Origin of the sequence: Roseomonas chloroacetimidivorans (assembly GCF_049629625.1) — a bacterium.
GTDB classification, from domain to species: domain Bacteria; phylum Pseudomonadota; class Alphaproteobacteria; order Acetobacterales; family Acetobacteraceae; genus Roseomonas; species Roseomonas chloroacetimidivorans.
Genome location: NZ_JBNBZS010000016.1, coordinates 43,873 through 61,577 on the forward strand (window position 1 = coordinate 43,873; position 17,705 = coordinate 61,577).

At 67.7% G+C, this 17,705-nt stretch carries 12 protein-coding genes; 8 read left to right on the forward strand and 4 right to left on the reverse strand.

The window, feature by feature from the left end; genetic code table 11:
* Positions 1–16 precede the first annotated feature (16 nt).
* The gene (locus ACO1BU_RS14015; protein ID WP_424136576.1) at positions 17–1,234 is read right to left on the reverse strand and encodes a 3-hydroxybenzoate 6-monooxygenase; all 1,218 of its coding nucleotides are present in this window, start codon (positions 1,232–1,234) and stop codon (positions 17–19) included.
* Between the two features lie 187 nt (positions 1,235–1,421).
* Here ACO1BU_RS14015 and gtdA point away from each other — a divergent pair, with 187 nt between their 5' ends.
* The 3 genes from gtdA (at position 1,422) to ACO1BU_RS14030 (ending at position 5,028) form a co-directional block, all read left to right on the forward strand.
* Positions 1,422–2,480, forward strand: a complete 1,059-nt coding sequence (gtdA, locus tag ACO1BU_RS14020) for a gentisate 1,2-dioxygenase (protein ID WP_424136577.1) — start codon at positions 1,422–1,424, stop codon at positions 2,478–2,480.
* A 148-nt stretch (positions 2,481–2,628) separates the two neighbouring features.
* Positions 2,629–3,975, forward strand: a complete 1,347-nt coding sequence (locus tag ACO1BU_RS14025; protein ID WP_424136578.1) for an FAD-dependent oxidoreductase — start codon at positions 2,629–2,631, stop codon at positions 3,973–3,975.
* A gap of 57 nt (positions 3,976–4,032) precedes the next feature.
* A complete protein-coding gene (locus ACO1BU_RS14030; RefSeq protein ID WP_424136579.1) occupies positions 4,033–5,028 on the forward strand; it encodes a Bug family tripartite tricarboxylate transporter substrate binding protein in 996 nt (331 codons plus the stop codon).
* Positions 5,029–5,155: 127 nt separating this feature from the next.
* Here ACO1BU_RS14030 and ACO1BU_RS14035 read toward each other — a convergent pair whose 3' ends face one another.
* The gene (locus tag ACO1BU_RS14035) at positions 5,156–5,380 is read right to left on the reverse strand and encodes a YjiS-like domain-containing protein (protein ID WP_424136580.1); all 225 of its coding nucleotides are present in this window, start codon (positions 5,378–5,380) and stop codon (positions 5,156–5,158) included.
* Between the two features lie 256 nt (positions 5,381–5,636).
* Between ACO1BU_RS14035 and ACO1BU_RS14040 the strand changes: the two genes are divergently transcribed.
* From ACO1BU_RS14040 to ACO1BU_RS14055, 4 genes are all read left to right on the forward strand, one after another.
* Positions 5,637–7,106: an aminotransferase-like domain-containing protein gene (locus ACO1BU_RS14040; protein ID WP_424136581.1), complete on the forward strand. Its 1,470-nt coding sequence runs from the start codon at positions 5,637–5,639 to the stop codon at positions 7,104–7,106.
* On the forward strand, positions 7,103–8,326 hold the full coding sequence (locus tag ACO1BU_RS14045) for an MFS transporter (RefSeq protein WP_424136582.1): 1,224 nt from the start codon (positions 7,103–7,105) through the stop codon (positions 8,324–8,326). The genes ACO1BU_RS14040 and ACO1BU_RS14045 overlap by 4 nt, the downstream gene beginning before the upstream one ends.
* A 219-nt stretch (positions 8,327–8,545) precedes the next feature.
* Complete coding sequence (locus ACO1BU_RS14050; RefSeq protein WP_424136583.1) at positions 8,546–9,826, forward strand: metallophosphoesterase family protein; 1,281 nt, start codon at positions 8,546–8,548, stop codon at positions 9,824–9,826.
* Between the two features lie 11 nt (positions 9,827–9,837).
* A complete protein-coding gene (locus ACO1BU_RS14055; RefSeq protein ID WP_424136584.1) occupies positions 9,838–13,326 on the forward strand; it encodes an AAA family ATPase in 3,489 nt (1,162 codons plus the stop codon).
* 65 nt (positions 13,327–13,391) lie between these two features.
* Here ACO1BU_RS14055 and ACO1BU_RS14060 read toward each other — a convergent pair whose 3' ends face one another.
* The gene (locus ACO1BU_RS14060) at positions 13,392–15,674 is read right to left on the reverse strand and encodes a CDC48 family AAA ATPase (protein ID WP_424136585.1); all 2,283 of its coding nucleotides are present in this window, start codon (positions 15,672–15,674) and stop codon (positions 13,392–13,394) included.
* Positions 15,675–15,832: 158 nt separating this feature from the next.
* Between ACO1BU_RS14060 and ACO1BU_RS14065 the strand changes: the two genes are divergently transcribed.
* Positions 15,833–15,979, forward strand: a complete 147-nt coding sequence (locus ACO1BU_RS14065) for a hypothetical protein (protein WP_424136586.1) — start codon at positions 15,833–15,835, stop codon at positions 15,977–15,979.
* A gap of 414 nt (positions 15,980–16,393) precedes the next feature.
* On the opposite strand, the gene ACO1BU_RS14070 is transcribed toward ACO1BU_RS14065, so the two are convergent.
* Positions 16,394–17,224: an LOG family protein gene (locus ACO1BU_RS14070; protein WP_424136587.1), complete on the reverse strand. Its 831-nt coding sequence runs from the start codon at positions 17,222–17,224 to the stop codon at positions 16,394–16,396.
* Between the last annotated feature and the right edge of the window lie 481 nt (positions 17,225–17,705).

Sequence of the window (17,705 nt, forward strand, 5' to 3'; positions counted from 1 at the left end):
GCCGCCTAGATCGGAATCAGGTGCCGGCCGCCATCGCGACCGGCCCGGGCGCCCTGCCCAGTCCCGTCTCGCCGTAGAGCCAGTTCACCGCGTCGTACCATTGCTCCTGCGACTTCGCAGACATGATGCTGTTCCGCAGCGCGGCATGAGCGCCGGCAGGATGGTAGATGTGGTCGCCCACAGCGCGCGATTGAATCTGCACCCGCGCAGTGCGCAGTAGCCGGCGCCGGCAATAGGCTTCCAGGGCTGCCTCGGCGTCGGATCGGGCCGCCATCTCCTGGGCAAGGCAAACTCCGTCCTCCATCGCCATGCAGGCACCCTGGGCCAGATATTGCAGCGTGGGATGCGCCGCATCGCCCAGCAGCGCCACTCGGCCATCCACCCAGCGCTCCACAGGGTCACGGTCGCACAGCACCCAGAGCTTCCAGTCGCGCCCGTGGCGGATGATGCTCTGCGCCCGCGGATGGACGTGGCGGAAGCCGGCCATCACCTCCTCCTCCTCCACCGGCTGGCCGGCGACGGGCTCTGGCGCGTCATTGTGGTAGGTGACGACCAGGTTGAACTGCTTCCAGCCTGAAAGCGGGTAGTGGACGATGTGGCATTTCGGGCCGGCCCATAGGGTCGCCGCGTTCCACCGTAGATCCTCCGGCATTTGCTCAGTCGGAATGACGGAGCGGTAGGTGGTATGGCCGGTCACGCGCGGTGGACCATCGCCGACCACCCGCTGCCGGATGCGCGACCAGAGTCCGTCCGCCCCAATCAATATGGAGCCCTTGATGGACTCGCCAGAGCGCAGCTGTGCCGTCACGGTCGCGCCATCCTGCTCATAGCCCACGACCATGCAGCCCGTGCGAAGCGTGATGCGCGGCTGCGACTGGCATGCGCGTACAAAGACGCCGTGCAGGTCGCCCCGGTGCACCACGGCATAGGGATTGCCGAAGCGGCGACGAAAAGGTTCGGTCAGGTCGATGCTCGCGATATCTTCGGCGGTCAGGGCGTCCATCAGGCGCAGCCGGTCCACATAGACCGCCATGGCGCGCGCCGTGTCGCCGATCCCCAGATGATCGAAGGCCTCGAAGGCGTTGGGGCCGAGTTGGATTCCGGCTCCGATTTCCGCCAACACAGGTGCGCGCTCCAGCACCACCACCTCGAAGCCGGCACGAGCCAGGCCCAGAGCGGCTGCCAGCCCGCCGATGCCGCCCCCGGCGACGAGAATGGGCCTTTCCTGACGCATGGTTATCCTCCCCGGCCCCTTTCCCTGGCGCAGGCATGGACCCTGCGATAGCGTCCGGGCCCTACGGGCGCCGGGAAATGGGAGACCTGTTTCGTTCACGCCGAGCCATGGCGCCCACAGCCGGTATGCGTGAATTGACGATATACAGGTACTCCGTATACGGTCAATTTAAGAGCAGGAGGAAGCAATGGCATCCGACATCCAGGACCAGACGGACCGGGAAGCGGCACGCAAGGCTTTCTACGAGCGGATTGGCCACCAGAACATGACTCCGCTCTGGCTCTCGCTGGCGGAGCTGGTTACGCCGGAGCCGCGGAGCCCCTGCCGGCCGGCGAGCTGGCGCTTCGACAAGATCCGCGCGGCCATGATGGAAGCCGGCGGCCTGATCACGGCAAAGGAAGCCGAGCGCCGCGTGCTTGTGCTCGAGAATCCCGGGTTGCGCGGGCAGTCCCGCATCACAACGGATCTCTATGCCGGCGTGCAACTCGTGCTGCCTGGCGAGGTCGCCCCGGCGCACCGCCACACCCAAACGGCCTTGCGCTTCGTACTCGAGGGAAGCGGCGCCTACACCGCCGTAGACGGCGAACGCACGATCATGGAAGAGGGCGACTTCATCATCACGCCCCCCATGACCTGGCATGACCATGGCAATGAGAGTGATCGGCCCATCTTCTGGCTCGACGGGCTCGACATTCCCTTGGTGCAATTTCTTGACGCCTCCTTCGCCGAGCACCTGGGCGAAGATGAGCAACCGATCTCTCGTCCTGTCGGGGATAGCGATGCGCGCTTCGGCGCCAACCTTCTGCCGGTGGATCACAGAGCAACGGGTGCCAGCTCTCCTGTCTTCAATTACCCTTACAGCCGAACGCGGGAGGCGCTGGAGCGCATGCGCCGCGCTGAAGCCTGGGATCCCTGCCACGGGTTGAAGATGCGCTATACCAACCCTGTCACCGGCGGCCATGCCATGGCGACCATGGGCAGTTTCATTCAGCTTCTGCCCAAAGGCTTCTCCTCTTCCGCTTACCGCTCGACGGATGCGACCGTCTTCGTGCCAATCGAGGGGCGCGGCCGCAGCTTCATTGGCGACGACTTCGCCGTGGATTGGGGCAAGCGCGATATTTTCGTCGTGCCTTCCTGGAAGAAGGTCCGGCATGAGGCGGCAGAGGACAGCGTGTTGTTCTCCTTCTCCGACCGGCCGATCCAGGAAGCGCTACACTTGTTCCGCGAGGATCGCGGCAACGCCTGAACAAGGGCGGCAAACGGCTGGAGATACAAGCGCGAACCCGCCGCGCCGCGGCCCAGGATGCAAGGCTGACGGACCCGGCTGAGCTTGATTGACGTCGCATATTCGAACGGGCGGGCAGCGGTCCCGGTACCAAGGGGAAGGTGAGCTGATGACAAGTGCGCGCGTGCTGACCGAGCCGAGCCGGGAAACCGAGGTGTTCGGAGAGTACGACGTGGTCGTGCTTGGCGGGGGTATGGCCGGTATCGCGGCAGCCACGGCAGCGGCCCGGGCGGGGGCCTCGACCCTCGTGATCGAACGCTATGGCTTCTTCGGCGGCATGGGAACGGCGGCCGGGGTGACCAATTTCTGCGGCCTGCATGCGAATGTGCATGGGGAGATTCAGCAGGTTGTGCATGGCGTCACCGACGACCTGCTGGGCCGTATCGACCGTCTGGGCGGGCTACGGGCGCCGCATGACGTGTTCGGCAAGACCTGGGCACAGGCCTATGATACCGCTTCCTTCAAGATCGCTGCCGACGATCTCGTCGCGGCTTCAGGCGCCCACATCCTGTTTCATGCCGTGGCCGCTGGCGTGGTGATGAGCGATGAGCGGAAGGTTTCGGCGCTGCTGGTCGAGACGCGGTCGGGACGGCGTGCCGTGCTGGGGCGCGTCTTTATCGACGCGTCCGGTGATGCCGACCTGGCTGTCTGGGCTGGAGCGCCCTGGGAGCTGGGGGATGGCCAGGGTGGAATGCTCTACCCCTCGACCATGTTTCGGCTCAATGCTGTGGCACCGGGTGCGGCCGAGGCGCGGGCCTGGGAAGGCATCCCTGCCCTCATGGCTGCGGCCGAGCGGGAAGAGGGCATGCGCTTTCCGCGCAAAACGCCGATCATCCGCCCGCAGAAGAACTCCATCGAGTGGCGTGCGAACGTTACCCAGGTCACCAACCCCGATGGCAGCGCGGTGGATGGCACGGATGCGGCCCAGCTGAGCTATGGTGAGATCGAGGGCCGCCGTCAGATCCGCGACAGCTTCGCCTTCCTCCGCGCGCGCGTTCCGGCCTTCCGTGACTCCTACATCGTCGACATTCCGCCGCAGCTCGGGCTACGCGAGACCCGCCGGGTTCTCTGCGACGCCATGATGACCGAGGAAGACGTGCTGGATTGCGCCAGCTTCGATGATTCAATCGGCGTGAATGGCTGGCCCATTGAAGCGCATGTGGCGGGGGATGTGCTGTTCAAATGGCAGGACATCCCGGCGTCCCGGGGCTTTAACCACCTGCCCTATCGCATGCTGCTGCCCCAGGGGCTGGACAATGTGCTTGTCGCGGGCCGCTGCGCCGGTATGACGCATATGGGACAGTCTGCTGCGCGCGTTTCCGGCGCCTGCCTGGTGATGGGCGAGGCCGCCGGCACCGCGGCGGCTATGGCCGCCCGGGGCAGCGGAAATAGCCGGGATGTGGCTATCCTCTCCCTGCAGCGGAGCCTGGCCGAGAGGGGCGTCTTTCTCGGCTGAGGCTTTGCCGGAACTTAAATGGGACCGGGCGAGATCCCGGGGAGGGAGGAGAACAGGATGGACCGTCACGACCCGCTGGCTCTGGGCCGGCGTTCCCTGCTGGCCGGCGTCGCTGCCGCGGCGGTTGCGCCGGCTGTGCAGGCCGCGGAGGAGAGCTGGCCGACGCGCCCCGTGCGCATGGTCGTGCCCTTTCCGCCGGGAAGCACGCCCGATACCGCCGCGCGTGCACTGGTGCCACGCTTTTCCGAGGTCTTCGGTCAACCCTTCGTCGTTGACAACCGTGCCGGGGCCGGGGGCAATGTCGGCACCGATGCCGTCGCCAAGGCGCGAGACGGGCATACGATCGGGGTGAGCATCAACGGCCCGCTTGTCACGGCGCCGGCGCTCTATCGCCACCTCCCCTACGACCCCGCCACCGATCTCGCCTATCTCTCGCAGCTTGTGCAGGGCGCGCAGTTGCTGGTGGTGCACCCCTCCGTGCCTGCACAGGACCTCGCGGGGCTGGTCACGCATGCGAAGGCCAATCCGGCCGCATTGACCTTCGGGTCGGTTGGGCCCGGCTCGGCCGGGCATCTGGCGATGGAGGAGATCAAGGCGCGGCTCGGCATCGACCTGTTGCACGTGCCCTATCGGGGCTTCCCGGAGGCGACGCTCGATCTTGTGGCGGGGCGCATTCAGGCCATGATCATCATCGCCGCCGGCATCTTGCCCCAGGTGAACGAGGGCAAGGTCCGCGCCCTGGCCGTGACCGCGAACGCCCGTCTGCCACGCCTGCCTTCCGTGCCGACCCTCGCTGAGGCGGGGCTGCCGGACGCGTCGAGCTATGCCTGGATCGGGTTGGTGGCACCGGCCGCGACACCGCCGACGGTCGCCCAGCGATTGGCTGAGGAGGCGCGCGCCGCGCTCGCCGAGCCGCGCGTGCGGGGCGTGCTGGAAAATGCTGGTTTCGAGGTTGTCGCCTCCGAACCTCGGGCCTTCGCCAGCTTCGTCGCCAGCGAACGAGCCCGCTGGAACGGTCTGATTCGCCGGCTTGGCATCACCGCGGAGGGATGAGGCCGCTACAGGTTCTGCGCCGTGACGGTCAGGCCCATGGATACACCGCCCTCCCGTGCCGCGGGCCAAACCGTTCCGGCCACGGCAAGCCGTCGTTGAATGTCAAAGCCGCTTGGCCTCAGTGTCGCTAGACCTGCCACCACCACTTGCGTGCCTCGCGCCAGACCTCGCCCCGGTCTGCTCCGATGTCGCGCAGCATGCGCGCATCCATCTCAATAAGGTAGCGGCGTTGGCGGCGCCGTTGCAGCAGACGGCGCAGGCGGAGGCAGCACGCAGCGGCGGCTTGACGTAGACGCCGGAGGATAAACGCCGTGACGACGGGCACGGCGAACCCGGTAGAGCGTTCCGACATGCCGGGACAATGCGCACTACCCTGGCAGCCCGGCAGAGCACAGTGAGCCCCGTACAGGCAAAACTGCATCGCCTGGTCGCCAGCACAGTCGTGGGAGCCGGGACTGAGGCGAGCGGAGTCTGGGCTCACCAGCAGGCGCGTACTGTGCCGTCATGCCGCCGATACAGTTGTGCGGTACGCCGCCACGCCTCGCCTTGCTCCACCCGGGCCACGGCCCGATGCTTCTTCCGGCACGTATCGCAGGGAGGCGTCGCCGATGGTTCAGAGCCCCGTTCCAGCCACCTCGGCCACGCCCGTCCTGCGCCTTATTCTCGGCGGAAATGCACGCCTGAGCATTGAGATCGACCGCCAGGCGCCACTTCCACTGGCCGACCAGATTGCTGAACGACTCGCTGTGTTGATCCGGTCAGGCAGCCTCACCCAGGGCACGAAGCTTCCCTCCATCCGCACGCTGGCCCGGCGCACCGGTATCAGCGTGCACAGCGTGCTCGAAGCCTATGCGCGCCTCGCTGCCATGGGGCTGGCCGTCTCCCGCGCCGGTTCCGGCGTCTATGTGATCCGCCCCGCCACCCTGCCCCCGCCGGCGCGCCTCCCACAACCCGACCCCACCGTGCCGGAGGGCGTCGCCATGGCCATGCTGGAATCGCGGGAGGATGTCCTCTGTCCCGGCAGCGGCGTGCTACCCGAGGCCTGGACCGAAGGATCCTGGCAAGGCGGCGTTCTCTCCCGCTTCCATCGTCACTTGCCCGCCCATCTGCCGCGTGTGGCACCGCCACAGGGCGGGGCCGCGATCCGCCAGCATGTGTGCCAGCGCCTTGCCATGCGCGGCATCACCCTGCCGCCGGAATGCGTGCTGATGACGGCAGGTGGGTCCCAGGCCCTGCAGCTGGTGGTGCAGACCTTCCTCTCCCCTGGCGACACGGTGCTGGTGGAGGACCCGGGCTATTTCATGCTGTTTCCGATGCTGGCCCAGCGGGGTGTGCGCATGGTTCCGGTGCCGCGCCTGCCCGAAGGCCCCTGTCTGGATGCTGTGGAGGCCGCCTGCCGCACCGGAGCGCCGAAAGCCTTCTTTCTTCAGCCCGTGCTGCACAACCCCACGGGTTGGACTGCGTCTCCGGCCAGCCTTCATCGCCTGCTCCGGATCGCCGAGCGCTACCACCTGCTGCTCGTCGAGGACGATGTCTATGGCGACCTGCACGCGGGCGAGCCGGTCCGCCTCATGCAGCTCGACGGCGGCGCCTCCGTGGTCCACGTCGCGAGCTTTACCAAGTTGATCGGCCAGGGAACGCGGATCGGCTTTCTCGCCGCTTCGCCTGAGCGCACGCAGGCGCTGCTGCGGACCAAGATCACCACCGCTCTCACCGGATCCGGGATGGAAGAGCTGCTCATGCTGGAAATGCTCTCGTCCGGTCAGTACCGCCGCCATGTGGAGACGCTGCGCGCACGTCTTTCCGCGGCGCGCAGTCTGGTGATGGAGCGCTTGCGGCAACTCGGATTCACGATCTCCGGTGGGGAAGATGGGCTCTTTATCTGGGCCGAGGCACCTCCTGGTGCCCCTGGGGGCTTGGTGATTGCCGCTCGCGACCGCGGCATGGTGCTGGCCGACGGCACACTTTTTCGACCCGGACGGCAGCCAAGCCGGCATTTCCGCTTCAACGCCGGCCGCAGCACGGACCCGCGTATCGCCGAGCTTCTGCGCGAGTTGTTGCAGGAAGCACGGCCATGATGTCGGGCCCGCACCGGAACGCCCTGCTCTCGGTGGTCGCAGGCGGTGCCATCGTGAGCGCGGCCATGGGAGCACGACAGAGCTTCGGCCTTTACCTGGGCCCTCTGGCAACGGAATACGGCCATTCCCTGGGGCTGATCGCCTTCGCTATCGCGATGCACAACCTGGTCTGGGGCGTCGCCCAGCCCTTCGCGGGCGCGGCGGCGGACCGTTACGGGCCTGCCCCTGTCGTTGCGATCGGCGCTGCCTTTTTTGCATGCGGCCTGTGCGTCACCGCCCTCGCCTCCACGGGCACGGCGCTGGTGTTCGGCATGGGCCTGCTCGTCGGGATCGGTGTCAGCTGCACCACTTTCGGCGTCGTGATGGCTGCGCTCGGTCGCGCTGTGCCGCCTGAGCGGCGCAGCATGGCCATGGGCCTGGCCAGCGCGGGCGGCTCGCTCGGGCAGGCGCTGCTCGTCCCCTTTGCCCAAGGTATCGCCCAGCTTTCCGGCACCGCAGCTTCCCTCTTTGCCCTCGCGGCATGCCTGCTCGCTGTGGCACCTGTCGGCTTACTACTCGGCGGCTCGGCCCGGGCCGCTGCTGAGGAGGAGCCGTCCGTGCCGGTCCGTGAGGCCGTGGCGCAGGCACTGCGTAACCGCGGATACTGCCTCCTCACCCTTGGGTTCTCCACCTGCGGGTTTCAGCTTGCCTTCATCGCGACGCATCTGCCGGCTTACCTGACGCTCTGCGCCATGCCGCCCGGCGCGGGTGCCATGGCGCTGGCCCTGATCGGCCTTTTCAACATGATCGGCAGTTGGGCCTGCGGTTGGCTCGGCGGGCGATTCCCGCAGCAGCAGGTGCTCGGCTGGCTTTACCTCCTTCGCGGCGTGGTGATCCTCGCCTTCCTTCTCGCACCGAAAAACGAGTTATGGCTCTTCGCCTTCGCGGCGCTGATGGGGTTGATGTGGCTCGGCACGGTCCCGCTTACAGGCGGGCTGGTGGCCAAGGTGTTTGGTACGCGGCATCTGGGCACGCTTTTCGGGCTATGCTTCCTCAGCCACCAGATCGGCTCGTTTCTCGGCTCCTGGTCCGGCGGCATCGTCTTCGATCTCACGGGGTCCTACGGCCTGGTCTGGACGGCGACCGCGATCGCCGGCTTCGTCGCCGCTGCGCTGCATTTCCCGATCGACTCCACCCCGGCCGCCACCGCCCCACGTATCGGGGCCGCGCTGCGCGCGTAATGGGCACCCTGCCTTTCGGCGGGCCTGGATCGCCGTGCCGCCGAAGCCGGCGCCGCCTGGACAGGTGCAGAAACGTTGATGGGTCACCCTAATACGTGGCGAACGGGTCTATGCCGGCGCGTAGGCTCTTCCCCGGGGATTGCTCCCCGGTGGCCGCGGGGAGGCATCCTGGCCGCCCACCTGGATCGTCCGGCGCTGAGGGGGTAGAATGGGCCTATCTTGAACAGCTTTCGCTTCCTGCACGCCGCCGACCTGCATCTGGACAGCCCTCTGCGTGGCCTGGGCGCGGATGCCCCGGCCGCGCGCATTCGGCAGGCCACGCGCGACGCGCTGGGCAACCTGATCGACCTTGCCATCGCTCAAAAGGTCGACTTCGTTGTCGTTGCAGGCGACCTCTATGACGGGGACTGGCCCGATTTCCGTACGGGCCAGGCGCTGGTTGCCGCGCTGGCGCGTCTCACCCGCGCGGGCATCCGGGTCGTGGCGATCCGCGGCAACCACGACGCCGAAAGCGTGCTGACCCGCTCCCTCCGCCTTCCTGATGGCGCGACGCTGTTGCGCGCTGACCGACCGGATACGGTGGACTGGCCAGAGCTTGGCGTCATCCTGCACGGCCAGAGTTTCGAGACACGCGACGTCCAGCAGAACCTTGCCCAGGCCTATCCCAGGCCGGCGCCGAACCGCTTCAACATCGGCCTGCTGCACACGGCCGCTACCGGGCGGCCGGGCCATGCTTCCTATGCCCCCTGCACGGTCGAGCAACTGGCCTCTCATGGCTATGACTACTGGGCGCTCGGCCATATCCACGCGCGCGAGGAGGTGCTGCGGGACCCCTGGATCGTGTTTCCCGGCAACCTTCAGGGCCGCCATGTCAACGAGGGTGGGGCGAAGGGCGCCAGCCTTGTCACCGTGCGGCATGGCCGGGTGGCGAGCGTCGAGCACCGTCCGCTGGACGTGGTGCGCTGGAACCGCGTGATCGTGGACTGCGATGGCGCTGCCGACGAGGAAGCGGTGCTGGAGCGTTGCCGTCGCGCCATCGGAGCCGCAATGGATGCCGCGGACGGGCGGCTCCTGGCCATGCGCCTTCGGCTGGAAGGTCCCTGCCCCGCTCATCTTGCCCTGGCACGCGATCCTGCCGCGCTGCGCCAGAAACTCCTCGCCGCCGGGCTGGAGGTCGCGGAGGCCGACGCCTTCTGGCTGGAGGACGTACGCCTCGCTACCCGCCCGATGCTGGACCTTGATTCGCTTCGGGCGCGGGACGATGCGGTGGGGCGGCTGGTGCGCATGATCGAGACACTGACAGAGCAGCCGGAAGCTGCGGCGGGTCCGGCCGCCGCGGCGAAGAGCTACGCCGCCGCCTTGCTGGACCGCGGCGCGGGCGGGCTGCGGCAAGCGCTCGGCCCCGATCACGCGGCAGTGAGGGCAGCCGAGGGTCATCTTTCTCCGGAGCTGCTGCAGCGGGCCCGTGACCTGTTGCTGGCCCGCCTGGCCCAGAGCTGAGGCGCCGCGCCTTGCGCCTGACCGGCCTGACCCTGAAGCGCTACGGCCCCTTCGCGGACACCAGCCTCTCCTTCAATCCGGAGTCGGGGCGCATCAATCTCATCCTCGCCCCCAATGGCGCCGGCAAATCCGTGCTGCGCCATGCCTTCGGTGAGTTGCTTTTCGGCATCGGCGGGCAGACGCCCATGGGCTTCCGCCATGGCTATGCCGGCATGCAGCTTTCAGCCACGGGCCTGGCGCCAGACGGCACGCCGATCAGCTTCACGCGGCGCAAGGGCATCAAGAACACGCTGTCGGGCGAGGACGATGCGCCGCTGGAGCAGGCCTGGCTGGACCGGCTGCTCGGCCGGGCGGATGGCAGGCTGCTCTCCCAGCTTTTTGCGCTGGACACGGAGCGACTGCGCCAGGGCGGGCGGGAATTGCTGCAATCTGGCGGCGTCCTGGCCGATGCGTTGCTGGCGGCTGCGGGCGGGCTGCGCGAGGCATCCGCGCTGCGGCGCAGCCTGGAGGAAGAGCGCGACAAGCTGGCGCCGCTCCGCAAGACCGCCACTCGGCCATTCTACCTTGCCCTGGAGCGCTGGTCGGACAGCCGGCGGAAGAAGAACCAAAGCCTCGTCCGGCCGCAGGAATGGAGCGCACGGGAGGCGACGTTGCGCGAGGCCGAGGCGGCGCGCGATGCCAGCAATCGCGCAGCGGTGGAGGCGGGGGAGCAGCTTCGCCGGCTTGAGCGCATCCGCCGGGTGCGGCCGTTGCTGGCCCGCCACGCGGCCGCGACATCCTGGCTTGAGGGCCATCCCGAGGCGCCGAGGCTTCCCGCATACTTGGCTGACCGTCTGCCGGAAGCTCGCGCCACACTGGCCCGCGCGGCACATAGCCTGGACACCTCACGTGCCGTTCTGGCCCGGCTGGACTCCGAAATCGCGGCCATTGCCACGGATGACGCCCTTCTGGACCGCATCGAGGAGGTCGAAGTCCTGACGGGCATGGCGGCCCTTGCCGCCCAGGCCTCAGCCGGCCTACCGGAAACGGAGGCCGCAATAGCTGCTGCGCGGGAGCGCATCGCGGCGCAACTCACGGCCCTCGGCCGCCCGGATGCGGCCAATCCCGTTGATCTGGTGCCGCCCCCTGCCCTGCTTGCACAGCTGCGCCGGCTGATCGCCGAGAGAGCCGCGCAGGACGCCACGTTTCTTAGCCTACCGCGCCGACTGGCCGAGCAGCGGGCCCGGCTGGGTGAAGAAGAGGCGGCGCTCGCTGCCCTCGCCCCGCCCGGCGATGCGCAACGGCTTGAGGAGCTGCTCGCGGAGATCCGGCGTGGGGGCGATCCTGCTCGCAACCTGGCCGCCGCCCGGCGGGGCGTTCTGGAAGCCGAGGCGCGCCTTTCTACGGCTCTGGCCCGGCTGCCTGCAGCGCTTCGTGATCCCGCGGTGTTGGCGGCATCTGCGCCCGCAGACCTGGCTGCTCTGGAGCGCCTGGTGGGCGCTCGCGACGCCGCGCGCCTTGCCCTGGAACGGCAGACGGAGGAGAGCCAGCGCGCGGAAGCGGCGCTTGCCGCGGCCCGGCGCGAACAAGCGGCCCTGGAGGCCAGTGGCACCCCGCCATCGCGCGAGGCGCTGGCAGAAGCGCGGGCCCGGCGCGAGGCGGGCTGGAACCTCATTTTCCTCCGCCTGACCGGCGCCACACCGGAACCGAACGCGGAGCGGGCCTATGGCGGCGAACGGCCCCTGCCTCTGGCCTATGCCGATGCCGTCACTGCTGCCGACAGGCTGGCCGATGCCCGGTGGATGGATGCGGAAAGGACCACGCAGGCAGAGCGGCTGGTCCGGGTGCTGGTCGAGCGGGGCGCAGAACTCGCAGCGGCACGGGCGGCGCGGGACGCGGCGCGCCGGATGCTGGCGGAGGCGGGAATGGCCTGGGCCAATGCCATCCGGCCAATCGGGTTGGAGGAGGAGGCAGGGCTGGCCGAGGTGCAGCGGGCCCTTTCGGCACGGGAGGCTGGGCTGGCCGCGCAGCAAGCACTGGCCGTGGCCAAAGCGACGCTCGAAGAGTTACAGGCTTGGCAGGACAGCGCGGCGGCGCGGCTGGCCCAGGCCCTGGCTGAGCCCGCTTCAGCCGATCTACCGCTTTTGCTCGACCGGGCTGAGGAGCGTCTGCGGCGACAGCGTGCGGTGGAGAGCGACAGGCGCGCCAGCGAGGCCGCCTTGGAAGCCGCGCGCGAGGCCCTTCGGGGCATCGAGCAGGAGCAGGCCGAGGCCGCCGGGCGACAGGCGCGCTGGGCCGCCGATTGGGCAGCGGCGCTCGAACGGCTCGACGAGCCCGCCGATACGCCCCCGGCCGTGCTGGAGGACAGGCTGGACGCCTATGAGCGCCTAGCTGAGGCCCTGCGGGAGGCAACCGGGCTCGAGGCACAGGCTGCGGGCTGGCGAAACACTCTGGACCGGTTCCGGTCCGGCTACGCCTCGCTCTGCGAGGCGCTGGGCGTGCCCGCGGGCCCAGATGCCTTGGCGGGCCTGCGGGAGTTGAGCCGCCGGCAGCGTGCCGAGGCTGCCCTGGCCGAGCGCCGCTCCACCCTGCTCGGCCAGCGGGAGAAGGAGCTGGTTTCGCTTCGGCAGCACGAGACCACGCTGGCGGAGGCGCAGGCCGGTTTGCAGGCCGCGGTGGCTGCCACCGGCGCCGCCACGGTGGAGCAGGCAGAGGAACGCATTGCCCTCGGGGCCGAGCGGGCCCGGCAGGAGGCGTTGCGCGCCACGACGGAGGCTGAGCTTCTGGACACGGGGGATGGCCTGTCGCTGGATGCCCTGCGGGCGGAAGCAGAAGCCCATCCGGAGGACCTGGAAGCCGCGGTGGAAGAGGCACGCGCTGCGCAGCAGCGGCACGCCGTGCAGGCCCAGGCAAAAGTGGCCGAGGTGACGGCGCTTCAGCTCGAGCTGCGTCGGATCGCGGATGACGACATGGCCGTGCAGGCCGCCTCCGGCGAGGCGGCGGCGGCCAGCCTGATCGGCCAGACGCTGGACGACGCATTGCTGATGCAGGTGGCGGCGGGGCTGCTCGAGGCGGCGCTGGGCGCTGTGCAGGAGGGTACGGACGACGCGCTGCTGCGCCGGATCAGCACGGCCTTCGCGATGCTGACGAATGAGGCCTATACGGGCGTGTCCTCACAGGAGGATGAGCGCGGCACGGCGCGTCTGACACTCCGCTCCCGCGATTTTCCGGAGGAGGAGACGGGTGTCGACCAGCTTTCCGAGGGTACGCGGGACCAGCTTTTCCTGGCATTGCGGCTCGTCGCCATCGAGGACCATGCGGCGAACGGCACGGTGCTTCCCTTTATCGGCGATGATATCCTTCAAAGCTTCGACGACGCGCGCGCTGCGGCAGCCTTCCGGGCGCTCCTGCATCTCAGCGGGACGGCGCAGGTGATCCTGCTGACCCACCACGAGCATCTGCTCAGGGTACTACAGGATGCCGTGCCTAAGGGGCAGGCGCATGTGCAGCGCCTTGCGTGACAGCTTCGAACTTAAAAGTCTGTTCGCGACTGGCGGCGCGCGACACTTCTGGCGCGCGCCGCGGTTCAGGCCTCAGCCCCGCCGAGATCAAAGCCGATCCGCCGGCGTTGCGTTGGCCCCTGCTGGCGCAGTTGATTGCGCAGCTCCTCGTATTCACGCTCCATCTCCGGCGTGACCGAGGCGCGCCCGTCGGCGAGGGCCTTCTCGAACATCTCCCGGCCAATCACCTCGGTCCCGAGATTTTCGCGTAGCGCCAGCAAGCCCGCGCGGCGCACAATGTCACCGAGATCAGCGCCGGTGTGGCCTGGGGTGCGCCGGGCGACTTCGGCCAGATCCACATCATCGGCCAGCGGCATCCCCTTCGTCTGGATGCGGAGGATGTGAAACCGGCCGGCTTCATCGGGGACTGGCACATAGACCAGTTCATCGAACCGGCCGGGGCGCAGAAGCGCCGGATCCAGCAGGTTCGGCCGGTTCGTGGCCCCAATGACGACTACACCCTGAAGCTCCTCAAGCCCGTCCATTTCCGCCAGGATGGTGTTAACCACCCGCTCCGTCACGGCCGGCTCGCCAAGGCCACCGCCGCGTGCGGGAACCAGGCTATCAAATTCGTCGATGAAGATCACGGTGGGCGCGACCTGCCGCGCCCGGGCGAAGAGGCGGCTCACCTGCTGCTCGGATTCGCCGTACCATTTTGAAAGGAGGTCGGAGGACTTTGTGGCAATGAAATTGGCATTGGCCTCCCGCGCAACCGCCTTTGCCATCAATGTCTTACCGGTGCCCGGCGGCCCGTAGAGCAGGAACCCTTTTGCCGGACGGATCCCGAGCCGCCGGAAGGCATCGGGATGCCTCAGCGGAAGCTCGATGCCTTCACGCAGCTGTTCCCTCGCGGCCTGGACGCCGCCGATATCTTCCCAGGTGACATTCGGCACCTGAATCATGATCTCGCGCAGGGCGGAAGGCTGGATCCGCTTCAGCGCATTCTCAAAATCGGCCCGGCAGACCTGAAGGCCGGCCAGGATCTCGGGCGGAATGCCCTCGCGCAGGTTGACTTTCGGCAGAATGCGCCGGACGGCGTCCATCGCTGCCTCGCGCGCGAGTGCGGAGAGATCCGCCCCCACAAAGCCGTAGGTCGAGCGCGCGAGCGCGTCGAGATCGACATCCTCACCCAGCGGCATGCCGCGCGTATGGATGGCGAGGACCTGCCTGCGCCCGGCCTGATCGGGGACGCCGATGATGATCTCACGGTCGAAGCGACCTGGGCGCCGTAGCGCCTCGTCGATGGCATCGATGCGATTGGTCGCGGCGATCACCACGACGTTCTGCCGTGGCTCCAGCCCATCCAGCAGCGTGAGAAGCTGCGCGACAACCCGGCGCTCCACTTCGCCGCGGGCATCCTCGCGCTTCGGTGCTATGCTATCGATCTCGTCGATGAAGATGATCGAGGGTGCCCGCTTCCCGGCCTCCTGGAAAATGTCGCGCAAGCGCTGCTCGGACTCGCCGTAATGGCTCCCCATGATCTCAGGGCCGGCGATGCTGAAGAAAGAGGCCTCGGATTCATTGGCCACGGCCTTGGCCAGCAATGTCTTGCCCGTACCGGGTGGCCCGTGAAGGATCACGCCCTTGGGCGGATCGATGCCAAGGCGCTGAAACAGCTCGGGATGGCGCAGGGGCAATTCCACCATCTCCCGGACCTGCTCCACCGCATCGCCCATGCCGCCGATATCGTCATAGGTGACATCGGCCCGCCGTGTCTCTTTCGGCTCCACATATTCGGGCAGAAGCTCGACTTCCGTCTCCGGGCCCACACGCACGATGCCCTTGGGGGAGGTGCCGACCACCAGGAGGCGGATTTCCTGAAGGGCATAGGCCTGTTGCTGGTAGAAACTCCGGAAGACCTCCTCTCGAAGGCCGTCCGGAGCCCCGGAGCGCTGGTAGACCGAGGTGGAAACGACATCGCCCGTCATCAGCGGACGGCCCAGGAAGGTACGGCGAAGAGCCTCGCCGGATCCAGACAGGCGTAGGTTCTTCTGGGCCGGCGCAAAGGTTACGCGTCCGGCGGTCTTCGCCTGCGCAGGCCGGATGTCGATGCGCTCCCCGGCGGTCACGCCTGCATTGGCGCGCTGCAGCCCGTCCAGCCGGACGATCTCCAGATCCTCATCCTCTGGATAGGAGAGGATGGCCAGCGCGGCCGTATGGCGCTGTCCAATGATCTCCAGCGCGTCGCCCTGCTGGATGCCCAGGGACTGCATGACCTTGCGGCTGACGCGGGCCACACCCTTGCCGACGTCCTCTGGTCGCGCATTGGCCACCTGCACCTGCATGGTCTTTCCGTCCGCGTCGCTCATCTGATCCTCACCTTCGCGCCCGTGCTCCAACGTCCGGCATGGGGCCGGTCATGCATGCGCCTTGACCCTGCCCGGCCTCCTTCGAGACCGAACCTGGAGGGCCAGGCCTGGCGCGCGCCGTCCGCCCTCGCCCGCGAACTTCCTTGATCAACCTCAGCATGACGGACGTCCCGGTGAATGGGACTGACCGTCCGCTCTCAACGCGTGAAGCGCAGCGTCGTTCGTGGCGTTCGGTCAGTCTTCTGCACAAGTACCGCCGCGCCGGGCAGCGCTATGAGGACGGCGCCCGCGCCCAGCGGCGATGATCAGCGCACTAGCAATCCATGGCCGTACACCGACCCGCACGAGTTGCTTCAGTGGTAGAAAGCAGGCCTGCATCATGGCACGTTGGTCACGAACATGTGCAGCGGCAGCTTACTCGGTGACGGTGAGGTCATCCTGAGGCTGCTTCGCGCCGAGCCTACATGCAGATTGCAGAACATGAACTCTGCTCGTGCGCGTCTCACCTCCTGCCCGATCGCCTCCGGCCGGAAGATTTGTGCGCTGGAAGAAGCCCTGCTTCAGCGGACCCGTCCTGATCTAAGCCGGATCTGATCCGGGAAACTTGTAGGGAACTCGTCCGGACCCGCGTCCTTGCCCCGCTTCCCCGGTCCGGCGCTCCGCTATTCTGCCGGATCGAGCTATCTTGGACGTGGCCAGGAGACGGAGGCACCATCCGCTTAGATGTCCTTAGGTTTAGCGCTGACCGGGGCGGACACCTGTTCCAGTCCTTGCTCGACCAGACAGCTCCAAGCTGCTTCGGCATCCTCGGCGAAGCGAAACAGCGCCAGATCCTCGGGCGAAATCATGCCTGCCTCGCTCAGGGCGTTTAGGTTTATCACAGAACGCCAGTAGCCCTCGTCCACCATGACAATGGGAATCTCTGGTGCCTTCCGGGTCTGGCGCAAGGTCAGCAGTTCGAACAGCTCGTCCAGAGTGCCAAAGCCGCCAGGGAACACCACCAGGGCATTGGCACGCATGGCCAGATGCATTTTCCGCATGGCAAAGTAGTGGAAGCGGAAGGTCAGTTCGGGGGTTGTATAGGCGTTCGGCTCCTGCTCGTGCGGTAGCATGATGTTAAAGCCGATTGAGGGCGCCCCCGCATCCTGCGCCCCGCGATTGGCAGCCTCCATGATGCCGGGACCGCCGCCAGTCGCGATGACATTGTCCCGGATACCCTCCCCGTCCCTGAACGCTCCACCGCGCTCCGATGCAATGCGTCCGAAGGCCCGTGCTTCAGCGTACCAGAATGGATGTCGACCGGCACCATCCTCGCGTACACGCGCACTGCCGAATACGACGATCGTGGAGCGCACCTGCCAGGCGCGCAGCACCTCGTCGGCCTTGGCGAATTCCAGCAAGAAGCGGACGCCCCGCATCGAGGTACCCAGCAGGAAATCAGGATCCAGCACCGCCAGCCGGTAGGAGGGGGATGCGAGTTGGGCGGCATTCGGCTTGGCTGGGAGCGAGGTGTTGGTCATGAAATCTCCATTGCGGGTGCCGCCGGCCACCGCCGGACCCAAGGAAACGCGGCTGCGCTCGGCCGGTTCGATAGCTCCGCGGCGGTTAACCAACTGGCGCCCCGGATCTGCCCTCCCCTGGAGAGGCAGATTGCGGAGCGTCAGATACGGTCAACTTCCCGGTGCTTGTTCAATCGCGGGCCCGGAACACGCCCCTCTCGCTTGGCCGCAGCGGCGGCCGGTTTCCCTCCCCTCCCGGGAGCCCGCCCCGTGGACTGGAACCTCTCGCGCCTTCGGCTCCGGGGTGCAGCCATGCAGATCGGGCCGTATTCATACGCCATTGTAATCCCCATATGAGCATCCATTGCGGTGCTGGCGCGTCCTGGGTTCCGCCTAGCCCGATTGGAGGCTTCGTCTGCTCTGGCGGCCCTCCTCCCGGGGTGGCGTTGAGCAGCACCAACATGTCGGAAGGGGCAGACCGGTCGCCGGGTCGGAAAGGGCGCAACCCGCGGCTGGGCAGGAATGTGAGTAG

Bases quoted from the DNA above. Each gene is read 5' to 3' on its own strand.
- ACO1BU_RS14015 (WP_424136576.1), bottom strand. From the start codon at position 1,234: ATGCGTCAGGAAAGGCCCATTCTCGTCGCCGGGGGCGGCATCGGCGGG.
- gtdA (WP_424136577.1), top strand. From the start codon at position 1,422: ATGGCATCCGACATCCAGGACCAGACGGACCGGGAAGCGGCACGCAAG.
- ACO1BU_RS14025 (WP_424136578.1), top strand. From the start codon at position 2,629: ATGACAAGTGCGCGCGTGCTGACCGAGCCGAGCCGGGAAACCGAGGTG.
- ACO1BU_RS14030 (WP_424136579.1), top strand. From the start codon at position 4,033: ATGGACCGTCACGACCCGCTGGCTCTGGGCCGGCGTTCCCTGCTGGCC.
- ACO1BU_RS14035 (WP_424136580.1), bottom strand. From the start codon at position 5,380: ATGTCGGAACGCTCTACCGGGTTCGCCGTGCCCGTCGTCACGGCGTTT.
- ACO1BU_RS14040 (WP_424136581.1), top strand. From the start codon at position 5,637: ATGGTTCAGAGCCCCGTTCCAGCCACCTCGGCCACGCCCGTCCTGCGC.
- ACO1BU_RS14045 (WP_424136582.1), top strand. From the start codon at position 7,103: ATGATGTCGGGCCCGCACCGGAACGCCCTGCTCTCGGTGGTCGCAGGC.
- ACO1BU_RS14060 (WP_424136585.1), bottom strand. From the start codon at position 15,674: ATGAGCGACGCGGACGGAAAGACCATGCAGGTGCAGGTGGCCAATGCG.
- ACO1BU_RS14065 (WP_424136586.1), top strand. From the start codon at position 15,833: ATGACGGACGTCCCGGTGAATGGGACTGACCGTCCGCTCTCAACGCGT.